This window comes from Sphingomonas sp. TF3, from assembly GCF_003985085.1.
Classification (GTDB): Bacteria; Pseudomonadota; Alphaproteobacteria; order Sphingomonadales; family Sphingomonadaceae; genus Sphingomonas.
Genome location: NZ_RWKS01000017.1, coordinates 49,821 through 70,904, shown reverse-complemented (window position 1 = coordinate 70,904; position 21,084 = coordinate 49,821). Strand labels below are relative to the sequence as shown.

Annotated in this window: 14 protein-coding genes; 8 read left to right on the top strand and 6 right to left on the bottom strand. The window is 64.5% G+C overall.

Translation table 11 applies throughout. From position 1 onward, the window contains the following. Positions 1-210 precede the first annotated feature (210 nt). The 4 genes from EJC47_RS15195 (at position 211) to EJC47_RS15180 (ending at position 7,418) form a co-directional block, all read left to right on the top strand. Entirely contained in the window at positions 211-3,030 is a 2,820-nt protein-coding gene (locus EJC47_RS15195; RefSeq protein ID WP_126848772.1) for a TonB-dependent receptor, read from the top strand. 88 nt (positions 3,031-3,118) lie between these two features. After that, the gene (locus EJC47_RS15190) at positions 3,119-5,452 is read left to right on the top strand and encodes a ribonuclease R family protein (RefSeq protein WP_126848771.1); all 2,334 of its coding nucleotides are present in this window, start codon (positions 3,119-3,121) and stop codon (positions 5,450-5,452) included. A gap of 291 nt (positions 5,453-5,743) precedes the next feature. After that, positions 5,744-6,457, top strand: coding sequence for a hypothetical protein (locus tag EJC47_RS15185; protein WP_126848770.1), 714 nt, complete (start codon positions 5,744-5,746; stop codon positions 6,455-6,457). Between the two features lie 148 nt (positions 6,458-6,605). Then, entirely contained in the window at positions 6,606-7,418 is an 813-nt protein-coding gene (locus tag EJC47_RS15180) for a MerR family transcriptional regulator (RefSeq protein WP_126848769.1), read from the top strand. Positions 7,419-7,540: 122 nt separating this feature from the next. Here the strand turns inward: EJC47_RS15180 and EJC47_RS15175 are convergent, their stop codons facing one another. Together EJC47_RS15175 and EJC47_RS15170 are read right to left on the bottom strand one after the other, a co-directional pair. Then, positions 7,541-8,695: a saccharopine dehydrogenase family protein gene (locus EJC47_RS15175; protein ID WP_126848768.1), complete on the bottom strand. Its 1,155-nt coding sequence runs from the start codon at positions 8,693-8,695 to the stop codon at positions 7,541-7,543. A 116-nt stretch (positions 8,696-8,811) separates the two neighbouring features. Beyond that, positions 8,812-10,599 carry an ABC transporter transmembrane domain-containing protein gene (locus EJC47_RS15170; protein ID WP_126848767.1) on the bottom strand — a complete coding sequence of 596 codons (1,788 nt, stop codon included), beginning with the start codon at positions 10,597-10,599 and terminating at the stop codon, positions 8,812-8,814. 149 nt (positions 10,600-10,748) lie between these two features. On the opposite strand from EJC47_RS15170, the gene EJC47_RS15165 reads away from it, so the two are divergent. Both EJC47_RS15165 and EJC47_RS15160 read left to right on the top strand, forming a co-directional pair. Further along, positions 10,749-11,981: a polyhydroxyalkanoate depolymerase gene (locus EJC47_RS15165; RefSeq protein ID WP_126848766.1), complete on the top strand. Its 1,233-nt coding sequence runs from the start codon at positions 10,749-10,751 to the stop codon at positions 11,979-11,981. A gap of 25 nt (positions 11,982-12,006) precedes the next feature. Then, a complete protein-coding gene (locus tag EJC47_RS15160; RefSeq protein ID WP_126848765.1) occupies positions 12,007-12,696 on the top strand; it encodes a hypothetical protein in 690 nt (229 codons plus the stop codon). Positions 12,697-12,864: 168 nt separating this feature from the next. Here the strand turns inward: EJC47_RS15160 and EJC47_RS15155 are convergent, their stop codons facing one another. Both EJC47_RS15155 and EJC47_RS15150 read right to left on the bottom strand, forming a co-directional pair. Beyond that, positions 12,865-14,043 carry an acetyl-CoA C-acyltransferase gene (locus EJC47_RS15155; protein WP_126848764.1) on the bottom strand — a complete coding sequence of 393 codons (1,179 nt, stop codon included), beginning with the start codon at positions 14,041-14,043 and terminating at the stop codon, positions 12,865-12,867. 126 nt (positions 14,044-14,169) lie between these two features. After that, entirely contained in the window at positions 14,170-14,604 is a 435-nt protein-coding gene (locus tag EJC47_RS15150; RefSeq protein WP_171010471.1) for a MaoC family dehydratase, read from the bottom strand. Positions 14,605-14,726: 122 nt separating this feature from the next. On the opposite strand from EJC47_RS15150, the gene putA reads away from it, so the two are divergent. Both putA and EJC47_RS15140 read left to right on the top strand, forming a co-directional pair. Further along, positions 14,727-17,711: a bifunctional proline dehydrogenase/L-glutamate gamma-semialdehyde dehydrogenase PutA gene (gene putA, locus EJC47_RS15145; RefSeq protein WP_126848763.1), complete on the top strand. Its 2,985-nt coding sequence runs from the start codon at positions 14,727-14,729 to the stop codon at positions 17,709-17,711. Between the two features lie 49 nt (positions 17,712-17,760). Continuing rightward, a complete protein-coding gene (locus EJC47_RS15140; RefSeq protein ID WP_126848762.1) occupies positions 17,761-18,702 on the top strand; it encodes a DUF2167 domain-containing protein in 942 nt (313 codons plus the stop codon). Between the two features lie 4 nt (positions 18,703-18,706). Here the strand turns inward: EJC47_RS15140 and EJC47_RS15135 are convergent, their stop codons facing one another. Together EJC47_RS15135 and EJC47_RS15130 are read right to left on the bottom strand one after the other, a co-directional pair. Then, positions 18,707-19,966: a mechanosensitive ion channel family protein gene (locus tag EJC47_RS15135; RefSeq protein ID WP_126848761.1), complete on the bottom strand. Its 1,260-nt coding sequence runs from the start codon at positions 19,964-19,966 to the stop codon at positions 18,707-18,709. An 8-nt stretch (positions 19,967-19,974) separates the two neighbouring features. Further along, positions 19,975-20,994, bottom strand: a complete 1,020-nt coding sequence (locus EJC47_RS15130; RefSeq protein ID WP_126848791.1) for a DNA topoisomerase IB — start codon at positions 20,992-20,994, stop codon at positions 19,975-19,977. Positions 20,995-21,084 lie beyond the last annotated feature (90 nt).

The window sequence follows — 21,084 nt, the reverse complement described above, 5'->3', positions numbered from 1 at the left end:
CTCCCCTTTCGCAATTGCACCATGAGCGACCCATTTTCGAAGCTGCGTTCTGGCCGTTTCGGTCGTGTCATTTTTGTCGCAAGTCCGTAAAACTCCTATACGTTGCCGGTCATTTGCGACGTATCCGCGCTTGACGCGGCCCCGTTCTCGGGTAAATTCGATGATAGGGTACGGAACCGATTAGTGTTCTGGTCCTTCGGGGAGAGAGATATGACGAACGCCTTGTTGTCTGCATGTGCCATGTCCGCGCTTGCGCTTGGGATTGCCATGCCAGCATCGGCGCAGACCGCGCCTGCAACCGGGGTGCCGTCGTCGTCGCCGGAGGCCGCCAAGGCTCCGGCGGCGGCCGATACGGCGGACGAACCCACCCGCGATATCATCGTGACGGCGACGCGCCGCAATTCGCTGCTGTCGGACGTGCCGCTGGCGGTGTCGGCGGTTTCGTCGGCGTCGCTGTCCAATTCAGGCGCGAACGACATCCGCCAGCTTAACCAGCTCGCACCATCCTTGCTCGTGTCTTCGACCGGATCGGAAGCGAACGGTTCTGCGCGCATCCGCGGCATCGGCACGGTGGGCGACAATCCCGGCCTGGAAAGCTCGGTCGCGACTTTCATCGACGGCGTCTATCGCAGCCGCACCGGGGCTGGCCTCAACGATCTCGGTGAAATCGACCGGATCGAAGTGCTGCGCGGTCCGCAGGGAACGCTGTTCGGGCGCAATGCCAGCGCGGGCTTGCTCAACATCATCACCAAGGCTCCGAGCTTCACCTTTGGGGCCAATGGCGAGCTGACCTATGGCAATTACAATGCGGTTCGCGCCTCGGGCAGCATCACGGGCCCGATCACCGAAACGATCGCCGCGCGGCTCGATGGCGTGTATTCGAAGCGCGACGGCTTCTACACCGATGCGGTGACGGGCCAGCGGCTCAACAATCGCGATCGCTATTTCGTACGCGGCCAGTTGCTGTATCAACCCACCGCAGACCTGTCGGTGCGTTTGATCGGGGATTATACGCACCGCGTCGAATCCTGCTGCGCCGCCGTCTATGTTTCGACGGTGGAAACCTATGATCCGACGCCGGGTGCGGCGGGGACCAACCCCGAACATGATTATGCCAGCCGGACCAACCGCATCACCGACGTGATGACCAGCATGGGCGCGGTGTTTCCGGGCGGCGTTTATCCGGCGAACATGACGCCCTATAACCGCCTGACCTCCGATACGCCGGGCCGCAGCTTCCGTGGCAAGACCACCGATGGCGGCATCTCCGGCGAAATCAACTGGAAGATCGGTGATGTCGCGTTGACGTCGATCACCGCCTATCGCGAGTATAAGGCAGAGGCCCCCGGCGACGTCGATTACAGCAACATCGATTTGCTGTATCGCGCTGCGGACGGCAATTCCTTCCGCCAGTTCAAGACGTTTTCGCAAGAGCTTCGACTGCAGGGATCGCTGTTCAAGGATCGGCTCGACTGGCTCGTTGGCGGCTATTTCTCCAATGAAGATCTAACGGTTCGCGACAACCTCAAATTCGGCTCGCAATATGGGGCGTTTGCCGCGTGCCGTCTGGTCGCGACGATCAACGCCGCTGCAGTTCTGCGTAACCCCAGCGCACCGGGCTGTCTCAGCCCGACCGGTATCGCCACGTTGACCGGGGCGTTCGGGGCGGCTGCACCGATCTTCATCAACGGGCTCAACACGCTCAGCACGGTCAACAATGTCGGCGACAACAACGCCAATTACTATCAGCGCAGCCGCAACTTCGCCTTTTTCACGCACAATATCGTGCACATCACCCCGACGCTCGATCTGACGTTGGGCCTGCGCTACACGCATGAAGAGAAGACGTTCCGCGCCGATTTCAACAACACCAACACCGTCTGCCCGGCCCAGCAGGCGTTCTTCGCCCCGTTCCTGACCGGAGGTGCGGCAGCGTTGCCGGCCTCGCTGCAATCGCTGGCAGCGGGCGTTGTCAATTTGACGTGCCAAGGCAATTCCAGTTCGGCGCTCAATGCCTTGAAGCTCAGCGACAAGCGCAAGGAAGGCGAGTTCACGGGCACGGCGGTGCTGTCGTGGAAGCCGACTACGGGCGTGCTGACCTATGCCAGCTATTCGCGCGGCTATAAGGCGGGCGGCTTCAACCTCGACCGTTCGGCGCTGGGCCAGCCGATCTTCTCGCCGACCGATCCGCGCCAGTTTGGCGGGCGCGGCGCTGGCTTTGGTACGGCGAACCTCCAGTTCGATGCCGAGAAGGTAAACGCCTATGAAGTCGGCGTGAAATATACCAGCCGCCGCTTCAACCTGAACGTCGCGGCGTTCCAGCAGGACTTTAAGGACTTCCAGCTCAACACCTTCAACGGTTCGGTGTTCCTGGTGCAGAATATCGACTCCTGCTCGACCGATCTGGCGGGCGCGGACCGCGATGCATCGGCGTCGACCGGGGCGTGCGATCCCAACAATGTCCGGCCCGGCGTGCGGACGCGCGGTGTGGAAGTCGAGGCGGCGATCTACCCGACCCGCAACGTGGCGTTCACCGCCGGCTATACGCTGGCCGATACCAAGTTCCGCAACAATTTGGTCGGGCGCAATACCGGGGCACCCTTGGACCCAGCGTTGTTCCTGTTGCCGGGGCAGGCCTTGTCCAACGCGCCGCGCAATGTCGTGACCAGCAGCATCGCCTGGACGCCGCGTTTGGGCAGTTCGGGCCTGTCGGGGTTGATCTATGTCGATCAGCGCACCACCAGCGATTATAACACCGGCTCCGACCTGTTCCCGGAAAAGAAGCAGGATGGTTTCACCACGGTCAACGCGCGGGTCGGCATTCGTGGCCCCAAGGAGCAATGGGCGATCGAACTGTGGGCGCAGAACCTGACCAATACGCAATATGAGCAGGTCGCGTTCAGCACGCCCTTCCAGGGATCGAACAGCGTCGCCAACGTCCAGGCGTTTGGCGGCACGGCGAACCAGACAATTTCGGCATTTCTGGCCGAGCCGCGCACCTACGGCGTGACGCTGCGCGGCAAGTTCTGAACGACAGCGGTCGGGGGGCAAGGGCCCGTCATCCTGCGGGGTGGCGGGCCCTTTGCCGTTTGGCCGCGTGTGGCGTATCGCTAGGCCGATGCCCAAACCGATAAAGCGCACGCCCGGCCTGCCGACCCGCGAGCAGATCCTCGATTTCATCTCCGCCTCGCCGACCCCGGCGGGCAAGCGCGAGATTGCGCGCGCCTTCGGGCTGACCGCGCAGGACAAGATCCTGCTGAAGGCGCTGCTGAAGGACATGGCCGATGAGGGGTTGATCGACAGCGCCCCCGGCCGCGCGTTCCACAAGCTTGGTGGCTTGCCCAAGGTGACGGTGCTGCGCATCGCCGATGTCGACGATAGCGGCACCGCCTGGGCCGTGCCCGAACGCTGGGAGGCCGAAACGCCCGCCCCCAAGCTGCGCGTGCGCGAGCGCAAGCAGGGCGCGCTGGGCGTGGGCGACCGCATCCTCGCGCGCACCGAGGAAGCGGGCAAGGGCTGGATCGCGCACCCGATGAAGACTTTGCCCAAGGGCGAGGAACTCGTGCTCGGCGTGCTGCGGCAGGAGGGCGCGACGCTGTGGCTGCAGGGCGTGGAGAAGAAGGAACGCCGCGAATTCCAGGTGTCCGATGCGGGCGCAGCGCAGGTCGGCGATCTGGTGCTGGCCGAAAAAGCCGGGCACCCGCCGCGCATCACCGTGCGCGTGACGCAAGTGTTGGGCGACCCGTTCGCGCCGCGCAGCTTCTCGCTGATCGCGATCCACAAGCTGGGGATTCCCGACGTGTTTTCGGCGGAGACGCTGGAGGAAGCGGTGCGTGTGGCGGCGTTGCCTTTGGGGGACAAACGCGAAGACCTGCGCCACCTGCCGATCGTCGCGATCGATCCGGCCGATGCGCGCGACCATGACGATGCGGTGTGGGCCGCACCCGATGACGACCCATCCAATGACGGCGGCTGGAAGGCGATCGTCGCGATCGCCGACGTGTCGTTCTACGTCCGCCCCGGATCGAGCCTCGACCGCGAGGCGCGGCGGCGCGGCAATAGCGTCTATTTCCCTGACCGGGTGGTGCCGATGCTGCCCGAGAGCCTTTCGGCGGAGATGTGCTCGCTCAAGGAAGGCGTCGATCGCGCGGCGCTGGTCTGCCATTTGCAGGTGAGTAAAGGCGGCGCGCTGAAATCGTGGCGCTTCACCCGCGCGGTGGTGCGGATCGCGGCTAACCTCGCTTATGAGGATGCGCAAGCGATGGTGGATGCGGCAATGCTCCCCTCCCGCTCGCGGGAGGGGCTGGGGGAGGGGCCAGCGACGCCCACCGCCGATGCCGCACTTTCCCCTCCCCCAACCCCTCCCGCAGGCGGGAGGGGAGTGCTGCTGCAAGCGCTCCTCCCGCTCTGGGGTTGCTGGAAGGCGCTGTCCAAGGCCCGCGCCGCGCGCGCGCCGCTCGATCTGGACTTGCCCGAACGCCGCGTCGTGCTCGACGAGAAGGGCCGCATCCTGTCGGTCGCCCCGCGCGAGCGGCTCGATGCGCATAAGTTGATCGAGGATTATATGATCGCCGCCAACGTCGCCGCAGCCAAGGCGCTGGAGGCGAAGAAGGCGCCGGTCATGTACCGCGTCCACGAACAGCCGAGCCGCGAGAAGCTGGTCGCGCTGAAGGACTATCTCAAGACCTATGGCATCGAGTTCGCGCTCGGCCAGGTGGTGCGGCCCAAGACCTTCAACCAGATCCTCGACAAAGTGATCGACAGCGACGCGCGCCCGCAGATCATGGAGCAAGTGCTGCGCACCCAGACCCAGGCTTATTATGCGCCGGCCAATATGGGGCATTTCGGGCTGGCGCTGGGCAGTTACGGCCATTTCACCTCGCCGATCCGGCGCTATGCCGATCTGATCGTGCACCGCTCGCTGGTCGCCGCGTATGACCTCGGCCCGGGCGGGCTGACCGAAGGCGAAGCCGCGACGATGGAGCGGATCGGCGAGAGCATCTCGATGCTCGAACGCCGCGCGATGGAGGCCGAACGCGACACGATCGACCGCTATGTCGCGGCGTTCCTGAGCGAAAAGGTCGGCGAAGTGCTGGAGACGCGCATCACCGGCGTCACCAATTTCGGCTTCTTCGCGACCGTCGAGGGGATTGGCGGCGACGGGTTGATGCCGGTGCGCGATCTGGGTGCCAGTTTGGGGGGGGAATATTTCCGCTTCGACGAAGCGAGCCGCACGCTGGTGGGCGAACATAGCGGCACGGTCTTCGCCAGCGGGCAGAAGCTGCCGCTGCGCCTCGCCGAGGCCAACCCGGTGTCGGGCGCTTTGCGCTTCGAGATGGTCGAGGGGCCGGCTGGCGGCGCGGAGCGCGAAACGCGGGGCAAGGGGCCAGCGCGCGTAATCAAGCGGCGCGGGCGGCCGGCGAATATTCGGCATCAGGGGAAGAAGCGGTAGGGTGTTGAGGGAGCTTGGCTTTGTTGCCGAAGGCACGCGGAAGGTTGGGCGTAAAACACTTCGATCTCGGCGCTACCCCCTGGGCGGGGGAGGGGGACGACGGGTTCTGTCAAAGAGCGGTGGCAGGATAGTAAAGGGGGCGTTTGTAGGACAGGGTTGGGAAGATGGGATGCCCGAGATTGTCGAAACAGTCCGGGCAGATTGAAATGGTCCAGTTGCGGCTATTCAGCGCAAATGGCACCGATCTCGAAGTGTGCCTCCGCAGAAACTAACAAGTCGTAGGAAACCAATATGCCGCAACCCCTTTCTGAGGTCTCACCTGAAGGCAAGTTGACCTTCTCGGCAGGTGTTCTCAGAAACTCGCCTTTCGCAGTCGATGTCGCCTACGTCATTGCTCTCTGGGCGCACATCGATGGCGACCTCGCTTCCATTCTCAGTCGTATGTTGAAGACCGACATCGCGGTCGGAACCGCAATGTATCTGTCGTTGGTAAGTTCAGGAATCCAGAAGTCGGCTCTCAAGGCGGCTGCCAAAGCTGCCTTGCCCGAATGGCAAGAAATCCTACTGCGCGCGATCTTGGCCGTCACCGAACCGTTGCGAGCTGAACGTAATCGCTTTGCACACTGGGCTTGGGGCCATTGTTCGGAGGTTTCTGACGCAATCCTGCTTACGCACCCCAAAACGATCGTCGAGCACAACGCCAGTTTTCGCCAGCGTGTGCTCGAGCTACCGGACGGTAGAGGCGTGATCAGGCCAATGCCGATCGATGATACGAACATCATGGTCTACCGCGAGGTGGACTTCCAACGCGCGATAGAATCCGCCGAACGCGCGCGAGATCTCTACCGTCTGTTTTACGCGAACGTCGCCGATCCAAGTATCCCCGGCCCAAGGGAGCAGCTACTTGGCGACAAGGATGTGCGCGCCAAAGTGGATCGGCTCATCAATACTGCTGGCGACGACGCTCGGGAAAAGTTGCTCTTCTCCGTGAAGATAAGCCAGTAAATCTGGCTTATTGGACCTTGCGCAGAAAGCAATGCGATAGATTTATGGCGCAGGCGACCAAACCACAAGCCGCCCTCCACCAACAATCTGCCTCCCGCCCCAAATCACCCCTTGAAGTTGACCCAAGGTCAACCGGCATAAGGGCGGCATGGATGATTCGTTTGCCATTGATGAAGTGGTCCGCCGCACCGGCCTGACCGCGCGGGCGCTGCGCTTTTATGAGGCGCGCGGGCTGGTGTCGCCGCTGCGTACCCATTCGGGCCGACGCTGGTTCGGGCCGGCCGAGTTGGAGCGGGTGCATCGCATCGTCGCGCTCAAGAAGGCCGGGCTCAGCCTGGGCGACATCAAGCGGCTGTTCGACCGCAAACCGATCGACCTTGCCGCCTTGCTGAGCGCGCAACGCGAGCGGCTGGCCGTCCAGGCGCAGGAGATTGGCGACGCCATCACCCTGATCGATTCCGCATTGTCCCGCATCAACCGAGGCGAGCCGCTCGATGCCGCGACACTTTGCTCGCTGATCCGCGATGGAGATACAGTCATGAATGATCAGGCAAAAGCGTGGAAGGACGTGATCGACCGCTATTACACGCCCGAAGAACAGGCCGAGTGGCACGCGCAGATGGGGGCGGCTCCGCAAGTCTCGACCCCCGATTATCTGGCGCAGTGGCGCGTACTGAGCGACCGGATCGAGGCGGCCTTGCCGCTCGACCCGGCGAGCGATGCGGCGCTGGCGTTCGTGCGGGAGTGGTTCACCTTGCTCGAACCGTTCAGCCGCGTTGCCACACCGGCGATGTGGGAAGGCTCGGCGCGGCTCTATGCCGATATGGGCGCGTGGGAGGGCAAGGCCGACGCTGGCTTCAGCAAGCGGGTGTGGGACTTCATCAACCAGGCGGCAGCGGTTGCGCGCGCGGCGGGCAAGGATATCGGGCCGGTTCCCGCCTTTGTGCAGGCGCGGGGGTAAACCTTCCCCCGTTCGGGCTGAGCTTGTCGAAGCCCCCTCTCCTCGGGAGCGTGGCTCTTTGGGGAGAGGTGCCTTTCGACAGGCTCAGGGCGAACGGGAAGACGGGGAGCGAGGGCGCGCCATCACCCGCAGCGGAAGGTGAGCCCCGCCTTCGCCTGTAGCCGGTCCGCCAGCACGTTTCCCATCAGCGCGCCGGGCGTCCAGATGCCGCCGTCTCCGGCCACATCCTCGACCAGGCAGCGCGCGGTTTCGGCGATCATCTTGCTGGTCGAGCCGTAGCCCGGGTCCTTGTCGCCGGTGACGACGCAATCGATGCGCTCGCCCTTGGGCCCCTCGCCGATGAACAGCAGATCGTAGAAACCGGCGTCGCGCTCTTCCTTGGAAGGGCCTTCGCCGGGCTTGGGGCCCTTTTCACTCGAAAGCGGGTTGATCCGCGCGATCGCTTCGGCGGCAGCCTTGCCCATGTCGCCGAGGCCAGGGGCGACCATCATCTCGTCATAGACGAAATCGGCGCCGAAGCGTTCGCCCAGCAGGAAATTGGTGCGGTGAACGTTCTTGGTATTGATCGGCGCCATGATGAAGGGCGCGACCCACGCCTCGATCGTGCGGTCATATTCGGGGATCAGCCCGGTCGGCTGGTGCGGGCCGGTAAAGCCCGGCGTGAGCGCGAACGGGTTGGTGAGCAGGCCTAGGATCGAGGGATTCTTGGCGGCGGCGGCGAGCGTTGCCTTCAGGCTGGCGGCGGTGCCGCCGGAAAAGCCGCCCTGCATTTTGCGCACGCGGCCCTTCACGCGCGGCACGGGCGCGCCGAATTTGGCGCGGGCGGCCTCCTGCAGCGTCAGCACGCCGAGATCGAACGGGATTGAATCGAAGCCGCAGGAAAAGACGATGCGCGCGCCGCTGCGCTGCGCGGTTTCGTGGTGCGCGTCGATCATGTGGCGCATCCAGGCGGGCTCGCCGCAGAGGTCGACATAAGCGGTGCCGGTTTCGGCGCAGGCGGCGACGAGATCGCTGCCATAGAGCTGGTACGGGCCGACCGTGGTGAGCACGACCTGGGTGCGTTCGCACAGCGCGCGCAGGCTGGCGGGATTTTCGGAATCGGCGGTGAGGAGCGGCGTGTCGGCGGGCGCGCCGATCAGATCGCGCACTTCGGCCAGCTTGGCGGCGGAGCGCCCGGCCATCGCCCAGCGCGGCGCACCGCTGTGCGCGAGATATTCGGCGACCAGACGGCCGGTAAAGCCCGTCGCCCCGAAAACGATGATGTCGAAATCGCGCATGTTTCTCCCCTCCCGCTTGGCGGGAGCGGTCGGGCAGGGGCCGGTCGCTCCGTGCGGTTTGGCTGGATCATGCCCTCCCCCAGCCCCTCCCGCAAGCGGAAGGGGAAGCGCACGGTTCAGGCGGCTTCGCTGAATTGCAGGCTGGCGAGGCGGGCGTAGAGGCCGTTTTGTTCAACCAGCGTACCGTGCGAGCCTTGTTCGACGATGCGGCCGTCGCTCATCACGATGATGCGTTCGGCCGCGCGGACGGTGGCGAGGCGGTGCGCGATGACGAGCGTGGTGCGCTCCGCCATCAGCCGTTCGAGCGCTTCCTGGACCAGGCGTTCGCTCTCGGCGTCGAGCGCGCTGGTGGCTTCGTCGAGCAGCAGGATCGGGGCGTTGCGCAGCAGCGCGCGCGCGATCGCGACGCGCTGGCGCTGGCCGCCCGATAGGCGCGCGCCGCCTTCGCCGAGGAAAGTGTCGAGCCCCTCGGGCAATTTGCGCAGGAATTCGGCGGCATTGGCGGCCTCGGCGGCGGCCCAGAGTTCGTCGTCGCGCGCGTCCCAGCGGCCATAGCGCAGATTGTCGCGCGCCGAGGCACCGAAGATCACCGTCTCCTGCGGCACCATCGCGATGCGTGCGCGCACTTCGGCGGGGTCGGCGGTGCGCAAATCGACGCCGTCGATCTTCACCGCGCCGGTCGAAGGATCGTAGAAACGCTGGATCAACTGGAACAACGTGGTCTTGCCCGCGCCCGAAGGGCCGACGATGGCAACGGTTTCGCCCGGCGCGACCGACAGCGAGAAATCGTGCAGCGCCGCCACATCGGGCCGCGTCGGGTAGCGGAATTCGACATGGTCGAACTCGATCGTCCCGCGCGGCGGCTGCGGCAGCGTGATCGGCTTGGCCGGGGCGGCGATTTCGGGCTTTTCACCGAGCAATTCGGCCAGCCGCTCGGCCGCGCCCGAGGCGCGCAGCAAATCGCCATAGACTTCGCTCAGCGACCCGAACGCACCGCTGACCAGCACCGACGTCGCCAGAAATGCGGTGAGCGACCCCGCCGACAGCCGCCCCGCTGCGACATCGGCGACGGTGCTCCACAACAACAGCGTGATCGCGCCGAAGATCAGCGTGATGAACAAGGCGGTGAGCAGCGCGCGCAGGAAGATGCGGCGTTTGGCGGCGGTGAAGCTGCGCGTCACGGCATCGGCGAAGCGCGCCGCCTCGCGCCGCTCCTGGCCGAATGCCTGGACGATCTTCATCGCCGAGAACACTTCGACTGCCATTGCGCCAATGTCGGCGATGCGGTCCTGGCTGGTGCGCGAATGTGTGCGCAGGCGGCGGCCGAGCACGATGATCGGCACCAGCGTCAGCGGAATGCCGATCAGGATCATGCCGGCCAGTTTGGGCGCGAGGACGAACAGCGAAACGATTCCGCCAATCCCGGTGATGGCATTGCGCAGCGCGACCGACACGGTGGTGCCGACCGCCATTTCGATCTGGCCGGTATCGGCGGTGAGGCGCGAGGCGATTTCGGACGGGCGGTTCTCCTCGAACCAGCGCGGCGTCAGGTTGAGCAGATTGTTCTGCACCGCAATGCGCACGTCGGCGACGGTGCGTTCGCCCAGCCATGACACGAAATAGAAGCGGATCGCCGTGGCGATCCCCAGCACCAGCACCACCGCGAACAGCAGATAAAAAGTGCGGTCGACATGCGCCATGTCGCTGCCATGCGAGAAGCCGCGATCGATCACCGACTTGAACGTCCAGGGAATATAGATCGTCGTCGCCGAGGTGACGAGCAACGCACCGAGCGCGATCCCCAATTGCACCGGATAATGGCGGGCATAGCGCCACACCATGGCCAGACTGCTAAGCTTGCGTTGGGCGGGTTCGCTGGGGGAAGCGTTTTGGGGGTCTGCCATAGCCGTTGCGCCTAGCAGGGACCGGGCTTGCCCTCAACGTGGATCCTGACCGCCCGCGAAACGTTCACTTGAAAGCGAGGATTGCCGAATGCGGCGGTGCGGCATAAGCTTTGATGCTAAGATAAGATTTGTCTGCTAGAAAGTCCGGTATGTTGTACAACGCTTATGAAATGCAGAAATCGTTGTTGGCCGGTGCCAGCGCGATGGCCGACTTCAGCGCCGGGGTGCTCAGCAACCCCGCCAACCCCTTTTCCTATTTCGGCGGGGGGCAGATCCTCAGCTCCGCGCTGGAGGTGTTCGCGCATGCCGCGGCTCCACGCGGCAAGCCCGCCTTCGGGCTGGATTTCACCACGATCGACGGCCAGACGGTCGAGATCCATGAAGAGATCGCGCTGCGCAAACCCTTCGGGCAATTGCTGCATTTCAAGCGCAAGGGCGTCGAGGGTGGCCCCAAGCTGCTGATCGTTGCGCCGATGTCGGGCCATTACGCCACGCTGCTGCGCGGCACGGTGGAACGGATGCTGCCGGTGGCGGATGTGTACATCACCGACTGGCGCGACGCGAAGCTGGTGCCGCTGTCCGAGGGCAAGTTCGATCTCGACGATTATGTCGATTATCTGATCGAATTCCTGGAAACGATCGGCAGCAATGAAGGACAGGGCGGCACGCACATGCTCGCCGTGTGCCAGCCATCGGTGCCATGCTACGCCGCCGCCTGCGTGATGAGCGCCGACAAGAACCCGGCGCGCCCCAAGACGCTGACGATGATGGGTGGCCCGATCGACACGCGCGAAGCGCCGACCGCGGTCAACACGCTGGCGACCGAGCGGCCGCACAGCTGGTTCAGCCAGAATGTGATCGCGACCATCCCCGGCACCTATCCGGGCGCCGGGCGGCGCGTCTATCCGGGCTTCCTGCAGCTCGCCGGCTTCATGTCGATGAACCTCGGCAACCACATGATGTCGCATTATGAGATGTTCAAACATCTGGTGCAGGGCGAGGATCTGGAAGCCGAGGCGACCAAGGATTTCTACGAGGAATATCGCTCGGTCTGCGACATGACCGCCGAATTCTACCTGCAGACGATCGACGTGGTGTTCCAGGACCATTCGCTGCCCAAGGGCACGATGACGCACCGCGGCCGCCTGGTCGACCCCGCCGCGATCACCGACATCGCGATCCTGGCGATCGAGGGCGAGAAGGACGATATTTCGGGGTTGGGTCAGACCAAGGCCGCGCTGAAGATCTCGACCAGCCTGCCCGAGGACAAGAAGCGCTATTACATGGCCGAGGGCGCCGGGCATTACGGCATCTTCAACGGTTCCAAATGGCGCACGAAGGTTGCCCCGGTGGTTGAGGAATGGATGAAGACGCACGGGTGAAGGGGGCGTAAGGTCACTTGAGGAGATGAACAGAACCGCCATCTTCCTTGGGTTGTGCTCGCTCGGCGTCGCCGTGAATGCTTATGCCCAGCAGTTGCAACAACAGCAGCCGCATCCCCTCGGAAATGATATTGTAGTAGAAGGGAAGCGGGCAGTATTGAAAGGCGGCGATTGGACTCTGACCCTGTCGCGTTCTTACACCTATGGCACCGCATTCAATCCAGAAGACCTTCGTCCGACCGGTTCGGATAAGACGTGGCACATGTGCCTCGCGGCGACAGACGTCGAGCCGCTGATGCGTATTCTTGTTGGCGAAGGGCAGACTCCGTCAGCAACGGCGCATTGCTCCCGTCTTCAAGTCCGCCTTGGGAGCGGAAAACTCAGCGCTATCCAATCCTGTTTCGGTACTACGATGATGGCACCCAGCACGGACACGGGTAGGATCGCTATCGAGCAGGACGCGAATGACCACGGTCTGGGGCCACCCAGATCAAGTGACCGTAACGCATCCCAGATCCCACCCGAGGCACCGACGCGAGCCCAAAACCGTCTGACCGTGACGGGGAACTATTCCAACACGCGCTTGCGCTTGGATTTTGTTGATGTCCAAGAGCCCGAAGCACCAAGACCCGGTGGTCCTCCGGTCAGAAACGAACGTCACTGGTCTATTAAGGGGCAGCGGCAGGGCGACTGCGCAAAGCCAGTGCCGAAGTAAGCATTTAGGGAGGAATGACTGACGCTGGCCGTTTGCGGTGGTTCGGTCGCGGAGGTCGCTTTGCCGATCGCGAACGGCGGGAAGTGGCCGCAAGACACCCGCCCCACAAAAAAGGCGGCACCGGTTTCCCGGCGCCGCCTCTTCTAACCCCGCCGAAGCGCGGCTCGTTTACAGCACCTCAAACAACCCCGCAGCCCCCTGGCCGCCGCCGATGCACATCGTCACTACGACGTACTTCGCGCCACGGCGCTTGCCTTCGATCAGCGCGTGGCCGGTGCCGCGCGCGCCGGTCATGCCATAAGGGTGGCCGATCGAGATCGCGCCGCCGCTGACGTTGAGCAGGTCGTTGGGGATGCCGAGCGTGTCGCGGCAATACAGCACCTGCACCGCAAACGCTTCGTTCAGCTCCCACAGGCCGATATCGTCCATCTTCAGGTTGAAGCGTTCGAGCAGCTTGGGAATGGCGAAGACCGGGCCTATGCCCATTTCGTCAGGCTCGGTGCCCGCCACCGCCATGCCGACATAGCGGCCGAGCGGTTGCAGTCCGCGCTTCTCGGCGACCTTTTCCTCCATCAGTACCGAAGCGGAGGAGCCGTCCGACAGCTGCGAGGCGTTGCCCGCCGTCACGTTCATGCCCGGGCCCATCACCGGCTGCAGCGCCTTCAGGCCCTCCAGCGTGGTCTCGGGGCGGTTGCCTTCGTCCTTGGTCAGCGTCACGTCCTTATAGGTGACCTCCTTGGTCTCCTTGTTGGTGATCGCCATGTTGGCGGTGACGGGGATGATCTCGGCGTCGAAATAACCGGCGGCCTGAGCGGCGGCGGTGCGCTGCTGCGACTGGAGCGCATATTCGTCGCAGGCATCGCGGCTGATATTGTAGCGCTTGGCGACGGTCTCGGCGGTGCCGAGCATCGTCATATAGACATCCTTGTGCATCGCGATCAGCTCAGGGTCGGCGGCGACGCGCATTTGCGGGGTCTGGACGAGGCTGATGCTCTCCACGCCGCCACCGACGGTGATGTCCATATTGTCGGTGATAATCTGCTTGGCGGCGGTGGCGATCGCCATCAGGCCGCTGGCGCACTGGCGATCGACCGACATGCCGGGCACGGTGACCGGAAGCCCCGCGCGCAGCAACGCGTTGCGCGCGATATTGCCACCCTGATGGCCCTGCTGCAGCGCGCAGCCGAAGACGAGGTCGTCGACCTGGCCGCCTTCGATGCCGGCGCGCTCGACCGCAGCGCGGATCGAATGTGCCGCGAGCGTCGGCGCGGGGGTGTTGTTGAAGGCACCGCGGTAAGCGCGGCCAATCGGGGTGCGGGCGGTGGAAACGATGACGGCGGAACGCATGGGGTTTCTTCCTTCTGCTTCTTCCTCCCCTCCCGCTTGCGGGAGGGGCTGGGGGAGGGCGTGGGGAGAGCGTAGGAATTGCCCTCCCCTAACCCCTCCCGCGAGCGGGAGGGGAAATGGGTTACATCAAACGAAAATCTGGCTGATCCATTCTGCGATCATCGCGGGCTTGTCCTCGCCTTCGATCTCGACCGTGAATTCATTGGTCTGCTGCCATTGGCCGGGGCGCTTCTCGTCGAAGCTCAACAGCTTGAAACGACCGCGCACGCGCTTGCCCGAGCGGACGGGCTGGAGGAAACGGACCTTGTTGCCCCCGTAATTGACGCCCATCTTGACGCCTTCGATCTCGACGCCGTCGATGATCTTGGACGACAGCAGCGGCATCAGCGACAGCGTGAGGAAGCCGTGCGCGATGGTGCCGCCGAACGGCGTCATCGCCGCCATTGCCGGGTTGACGTGGATGAACTGGTGGTCGCCAGTCGCATCGGCGAACTTGTCGATCATTTCCTGGCTGACCTCGACCCAGTCGGACACCTGTTCGGTGCCGATCCGGCCTGCCATTTCCTGGACTGTAACGGTCGTCACGGCATTCCCCTGAAGCTGATTTCGTCGCATAGGCGCGGCCAAGCAAATGGCATCCGCCGTGCCTGCGCGCAAGCCTCACACCGACCGGAAACCGGAACATGACCTTTGACGTAGCGTCCACCGCCCGCAAATCCATGGGCACTCTGCACCGGGCGAGCGAACCCGATGTTCTAAAGCCGCTCCTGGACCGTGCCGCGCTCACCCCCGAGTCGCGCGAACGGGTGATGGGCCATGCTTTGGGGCTGCTCGCCGACCTGCGCGCGGCGCAGGGGAAAGGCTGGGTCAACCAGTTCCTGCAGGAATATCGGCTGAATTCATCCGAGGGCGTGGCTTTGCTGTCGCTGGCCGAGGCGTTCCTGCGCGTGCCCGACCCCGAGACCGCCGATCTGCTGATCGCCGACAAGCTTGGCGATGCCGATTGGCGCGCGCACACCGGCAAATCCAATTCGACATTGGTCAATTCGGCGACCTGGGGGCTGGTGGTCGGCCGCGCTTTGGTGGGGGAGGGGCAGGCGCAAAGTTCGCTGCGCCGCCTGATTGCCCGTGCAGGCGAGCCGTTCGTGCGCCAGGCGGTGGGGGCTGCCATGCGGATGATGGGCGAGATTTTCGTGATGGGCCGCACCATCGACGAAGCGATGAAGCGGATGAAGAAGCCCGAGCATAAGGGCTTTACCGCCAGCTTCGACATGCTGGGCGAGGCGGCGCGCACGCATGACGATGCGCAGCGCTATTTCCGGGCTTATACCGATGCGGTGGATGCCGTCGGGCGCGATCCGGCGGCGGGGCATTCGATCTCTGTCAAGCTGTCGGCGCTGCACCCGCGCTATGAAGTCGCGCGCTGGGATGAATGCGTGCCCGCGCTCACCGAAATGCTCGAGGCGCTCAGCGTTCAGGCGGCGGGCAAGGGCATCGCGCTGACGGTCGATGCCGAGGAGAGCGAGCGGCTCGAAATGAGCCTCGACATCATCGGCAAGGTCGCCGCGCTGCCGAGCCTGAAGGGCTGGGACGGTTTCGGCATGGCGGTGCAGGCGTACGGCAAGCGCGCGCGGCCGGTGGTGGCGTGGGCGGGCGCGCTCGACCGTATCATGAACGTGCGGCTGGTGAAGGGCGCCTATTGGGACAGCGAGATCAAGCGCGCGCAAGTTGAGGGGCTGTCCGATTATCCGTTGTTCACGCGCAAGGCGGCGACCGACGTGTCGTATCTGGCGGTGGCGCGCGACATGCTCGACGCGCCCAACATCCGCCCGGCCTTTGCCAGCCACAATGCGCTGACGGTGGCGACGATCATGGAATGGGCGGGCAATTCGCGCGACTTTGAGTTCCAGCGGCTGCACGGCATGGGCGATGGCCTGTATGAGCGGCTGGTGCGCGAGCATGGCTATCACTGCCGCGTCTATGCGCCGGTTGGCGGGCATCGCGATCTGCTGGCTTATCTGGTGCGGCGTTTGCTGGAGAATGGCGCGAATTCGTCTTTCGTGCATCAACTCGCCGACGAACGGCTGACCGAGGCGGAGATTTTGGCCGACCCGGTGGCGAAGATCGCCGCTGTCGGTGGCGCGCGGCACCCGAGCATCCCGCTGCCCGTCGACCTGTTCGGCGCGGAGCGCAAAAACTCCGCCGGGGTAGATTTGGCGGATCGCGTGACGTTGGCGCAGACCGTGTCTGCTCTCCGCGGCTTCGCGTCTTCGCGTGAACAAAAAGAAGAGGATTTCACGCGAAGCCGCGAAGGCGCGAAGCAGGCTGTCTCCACTGCCGCTGCGGCCTTTCCCGCATGGGCCGGGCGGTCGATTGAGGATCGCTGCGCGATCGTGGAGCGGTTGGCTGATCTGTTGGAGGCGCATCGCGACGAATTGATGGCGCTTTGCGTGTCGGAAGCGTTCAAAACGATCCCGGATGCGCTGGGCGAGGTGCGCGAAGCGGTCGATTTCTGCCGGTATTACGCGCGGGCCGCGCGCGATGGGTTGCAGCCGGTCGAACTGCCGGGGCCAACGGGTGAGCGCAACGTGCTGCGCTATGCCGGGCGCGGGGTGTGGGCGACGATTGCGCCGTGGAACTTCCCGCTGGCGATTTTCCTCGGGCAGACCGTCGCCGCGTTGGTGACGGGCAATACCGTCGTCGCCAAGCCCGCCCCGCAGACGCCGCGCATCGCCGCGCGCGCGGTCGAACTGGCGCATCAAGCGGGCGTGCCGAGCGATGCGCTGATCCTGCTGCCGGGCGGGCCTGAGGTTGGTGCCGCGCTGACCGCCGATCCGCGCATTGCCGGGGTCGCCTTCACGGGTTCGACCGCCACTGCACGTAAGATCGCGCGCTCGCTATTGGAGGACGACACGCGCCCGATCGTGCCGCTGATCGCCGAGACTGGCGGGATCAACGCGATGATCGTCGATTCGACCGCTTTGCCCGAACAGGTCGTGGCGGACGTTGTCACCTCGGCCTTCCGCTCGGCCGGGCAGCGTTGCTCCGCGCTCAGGCTGTTGCTGCTGCAGGAGGAGATCGCCGAGACGACGATCTCCATGTTGAAAGGCGCGATGGACACGCTGCGCCTCGGCGATCCCGGCGATCCCGCGACCGATGTCGGCCCGGTGATCGACCAGGCGGCCTATGACAAGCTCATGGCGTATCGCGCCGGTGCCACTGTATTGAAGACGCTGGACGCGCCGGCCGATGGGCTGTTCGTGCCGCCGACGCTGATCCGGCTGGCGCGGATCGAAGACCTTACCGCCGAATGGTTCGGCCCGATCCTGCATGTCGTCACCTGGCCTTCGGGCAAGCTCGCAGAGACGATCCGCAGCGTGAACGCCAAGGGCTACGGGCTGACGATGGGGCTGCACAGCCGGATCGCGCGCGCTGCCGAGGAGACCGAGGCGTTGGCCCAAGTTGGCAACCTCTACGTCAACCGGTCGATGATCGGCGCGGTGGTCGGCTCGCAGCCGTTTGGTGGGGAAGGGCTGTCGGGTACTGGTCCCAAAGCGGGCGGACCCAACTATCTCCATCGCTTCGTGGTCGAGCGTGCGGTGTCGGTCGACACCACCAGCGCGGGCGGCAATGCGATGCTGCTAAGTCTTGACGAGGGCGGGATTTAACGGCCTTGTCGGTCGGCGCGATTCTCGCGCCGACCGGGGGGGTTAGCAGATGACATTCAAGGCTGTGGCCAGCGCGTGCGCGCTCGGCCTGGGACTGGTGCTGGCCACCGCAGCGGATGCGCAGAAGGACAGCGCACCGCAGAAACTGTCCGCCGAGGCGATCGCATTCGAAAAGGGCTTGCACAAGCAAAGCGGCGATGTTGCCATTCCCGCCGCGCACGCCGTGCTGCATCTGGGCGAGCGCTATTATTTCGTCCCCGCCGATGAGGCCAAGACGATCCTGACCAAGGTGTGGGGCAACCCGCCATCCTCGGGCGACGGCGTGCTGGGTATCGTGTTTGAAAAAGGGCGCACGATCTACGACAATGTCTGGGGCGCGATCGTCACCTATGAAGACACGGGCTATGTCCCCGATAAGGACGCCAAGACCGAGGATTATGACAAGGTCGTCGAGAGCATTCGCGCGGGCGAAGCCGATGCCAATGCCGAGCGCACGAAGGGCGGTTATCCGACGATCCACCTGGTCGGTTGGGCGCAGCAGCCGTCTTACGATCCGGCGGCGCATTCGCTGATCTGGGCGCGCGACATTAAATTTTCGGATTCGCCGGTCGATGCGCTGAATTACGATGTGCGCTTGCTCGGGCGGAAGGGTGTGCTGAGCCTCAACATGTTGTCCGACATGAAGCATTTGCCCGATGTGCGCGCGGCGGCGACCGATTTCGGCAAGGCGGCGGCGTTCACGCCCGGGGCGACCTATGCCGATTATGACAAGTCGGTCGACAAGACCGCCGAATTTGGTCTGGCCGGGCTGGTCGCGGCGGGCGCGGGCGTGGTCGTCGCCAAGAAGCTGGGCCTGCTCGCGATCGTGTTCGGCTTCTGGAAAGTGATCCTGGGTGGGCTTGCGGTGGCGGGCGCGGCGATTTCTCGCTTCTTCGGGAAGATCTTCGGGCGCAAGCGCGATACGCTGGAGGGCGACGAGGGCTCGCTATAGCGGTTCAGCCGGTGCCGACGTCGCCATCGACGGCGGAATCGCTTGGCGCGGCACCGGTGCCCGTACGACCGTTTACCGCCTTCGAGGCCGATTTGGCCGGGGCCGGTGCTGCATCGTCCGTGGGATACGGCAGCACCATCCGTCCGTCGGGCGCGGCGGTGAAGCTGGTCTGGGTCGGGTAGGCAAGCTGGATACCGGCGTCGTTCAGGCAACGGATGATCGCGAGGCCAACCGCGTGGCGCGCGTCGTAAAACTCCTGGAAGGCGGCGGTGGGGGAATCGAACTCGACGTCGAAATCATAGCTTTGCGCGCCGAAGGTGACGAAACCGGCGCGCACGAACTTCATGCCGCCTGCCTCGACCACGTCCTTGATCATCGATGGCAGCGCCTCCATCGTCTCGACCGGGGTCCATTGCACCAGCCCGAGCGTGAACACCACGCGACGGTATTCCCGCTGGGTGTTGTTGATGATTTCCTTTTCGAGCAATTGCTTGTTGGCGACGATGCGTTCCTCGCCGGTGACGCCGCGAATGCGCGTCGATTTCAGGCCGATCGCCTCCACCGTGCCCGCCGATTTGTCATAGCTGATCGCGTCGCCGCGCCGGAAGGGGCGATCGAGCAGGATGGCGAGCGCCGCGAACAGATCGGCGAAGATGCCCTGCGCCGCCAGGCCAACGGCGATGCCGCCGACGCCAAGGCCCGCGATCAGGCCAGTGACGTTGACGCCGAGATTGTCGAGCACGACGATCGCCGCGATCGCGAATACCGCAAAGCTGACCAGCAAGCGGATAATGTTCATCGCGCTGCCGATGGCTTCACCCGCATAATGGTCGCCACCGGTGCGGTGCTCGATCGTGCCGAGGATGATTTCGCGCGCCCAGATCGCCATCTGGAACACCGCGACGATCACCCACAGGACGTTGATGAGCGAAAGCACCTCGCGCGGCGTCCCCGCGAAAGTGTCGGCGGTGACGATCTTGGCGGCCGCCATCACCATGAAGAAATTGCCGGTCTGCAACGTCGCGCGTGCTGCGACGCCGAACCAGCCGCGCGGGCCGGACTCGCGCATGCAATATTTCCGCGCGAGCCGCCGCACGAAATGCAGCGCCATCACGATCACACTCGCCACCGCCAGCACGATCAGGATCTGCAGCCAGTGGGTGTGGACCCAGTGATAGAGGATGCCGATGAAGCCGCGGGCTTGATCGTCCAGGTCGCCCACCCGAATGGGCGGCAGGATCGCGGTCGTATTTTTGGTCGTCATGGAAACCTTCAGGCGGCTTGGGCGGTCGCCAGTTGCGTGGCGCTTTCGAGCAGGGCGATCAAGCCGCGTTCGACGCGCGAGAGATATTGCGTGCGGCGCGGCAGGCGAAGGCCAGCGCGAAACGCCGTTTGCCCGTCCTTGGCGAGCGCCAGCAAAGCGGGGTGGACATAGGATTTACGCGCAATCGCGGGCGTGTTGCCCAGCGTTTCGCTCACCGGCAGCAGCATCGTCTTCAGGCTGATATCGGCGCGCGCCTCGGCCAGCGCCTCGAAGGCGAGCACGCTGGCCGACCAGGTGCGGAAATGCTTTGCGGTGAAATCCTGCCCCATGGCGGCGCGGATATAGGCGTTGACGTCGGATGAGGTGACGGGATGGGTTTCCCCCGCTTCATCCACCCAGCGGAACAGATGTTGCCCCGGCAAATCCTGACATTTGCGGACGAAGCGGGTGAGCGAGCCGTCGGTGATCGTCAGCACGCGCAACTTGCCTGATTTCGCCTTGAACTGCAGTTTCAGCGCGCGGCCTTTCAGCGCGGCATGGCGTTTGCGCAGCGTGGTCGCGCCGAAGCTCTTATTCGCTTTCACATAGCCTTCATTGCCGATGCGGACCTTGCCGAGATCGAGCAGCCGCACGACCGCGGCGACGGCGGTATCCTTGCCCAGGGTGCGCTTGGCAAGGTCGGCGGCGACGCGCGCGCGGAGCTTGGGCAGAGCCCGGCCGAACGGCGCGCACAGATCATATTTCGCGGCTTCCTGCGTTTCGCGGAAACCGGTGTGATAGCGATATTGCTTGCGGCCTTTCTCATCCCAGCCGACCGCCTGAATGTGGCCGCTGGGCGACGGGCAGAACCAGGCATCGCGATAAGCGGGTGGTAGGCCGATCGCGTTCAGCCGGTCGATTTCGGCGCGATCGGTGATGCGTTTGCCATCCGCACCATAATAGCCCCAGCCGTGGCGCATCTTCTTGCGCGAAATGCCGGGCTCGCTGTCGTCGCAATAGGTGATGTCGCAAAGCGGTTCGCCGGTCATTGCCCATTCCAATGCACGGATCGTCGCATCGTTCCGGAACGGTGCGCGCGATCGCGGGTTGAGCGGCGTGAACCCCCAGCGGAGATTCCC

Coding starts and splice junctions, on each gene's coding strand:
- EJC47_RS15195 (WP_126848772.1), top strand. CDS start 211: ATGACGAACGCCTTGTTGTCTGCATGTGCCATGTCCGCGCTTGCGCTT.
- EJC47_RS15190 (WP_126848771.1), top strand. CDS start 3,119: ATGCCCAAACCGATAAAGCGCACGCCCGGCCTGCCGACCCGCGAGCAG.
- EJC47_RS15185 (WP_126848770.1), top strand. CDS start 5,744: ATGCCGCAACCCCTTTCTGAGGTCTCACCTGAAGGCAAGTTGACCTTC.
- EJC47_RS15180 (WP_126848769.1), top strand. CDS start 6,606: ATGGATGATTCGTTTGCCATTGATGAAGTGGTCCGCCGCACCGGCCTG.
- EJC47_RS15175 (WP_126848768.1), bottom strand. CDS start 8,695: ATGCGCGATTTCGACATCATCGTTTTCGGGGCGACGGGCTTTACCGGC.
- EJC47_RS15170 (WP_126848767.1), bottom strand. CDS start 10,599: ATGGCAGACCCCCAAAACGCTTCCCCCAGCGAACCCGCCCAACGCAAG.
- EJC47_RS15165 (WP_126848766.1), top strand. CDS start 10,749: ATGTTGTACAACGCTTATGAAATGCAGAAATCGTTGTTGGCCGGTGCC.
- EJC47_RS15160 (WP_126848765.1), top strand. CDS start 12,007: ATGAACAGAACCGCCATCTTCCTTGGGTTGTGCTCGCTCGGCGTCGCC.
- EJC47_RS15155 (WP_126848764.1), bottom strand. CDS start 14,043: ATGCGTTCCGCCGTCATCGTTTCCACCGCCCGCACCCCGATTGGCCGC.
- EJC47_RS15150 (WP_171010471.1), bottom strand. CDS start 14,604: ATGGCAGGCCGGATCGGCACCGAACAGGTGTCCGACTGGGTCGAGGTC.
- putA (WP_126848763.1), top strand. CDS start 14,727: ATGACCTTTGACGTAGCGTCCACCGCCCGCAAATCCATGGGCACTCTG.
- EJC47_RS15140 (WP_126848762.1), top strand. CDS start 17,761: ATGACATTCAAGGCTGTGGCCAGCGCGTGCGCGCTCGGCCTGGGACTG.
- EJC47_RS15135 (WP_126848761.1), bottom strand. CDS start 19,966: ATGACGACCAAAAATACGACCGCGATCCTGCCGCCCATTCGGGTGGGC.
- EJC47_RS15130 (WP_126848791.1), bottom strand. CDS start 20,994: ATGACCGGCGAACCGCTTTGCGACATCACCTATTGCGACGACAGCGAG.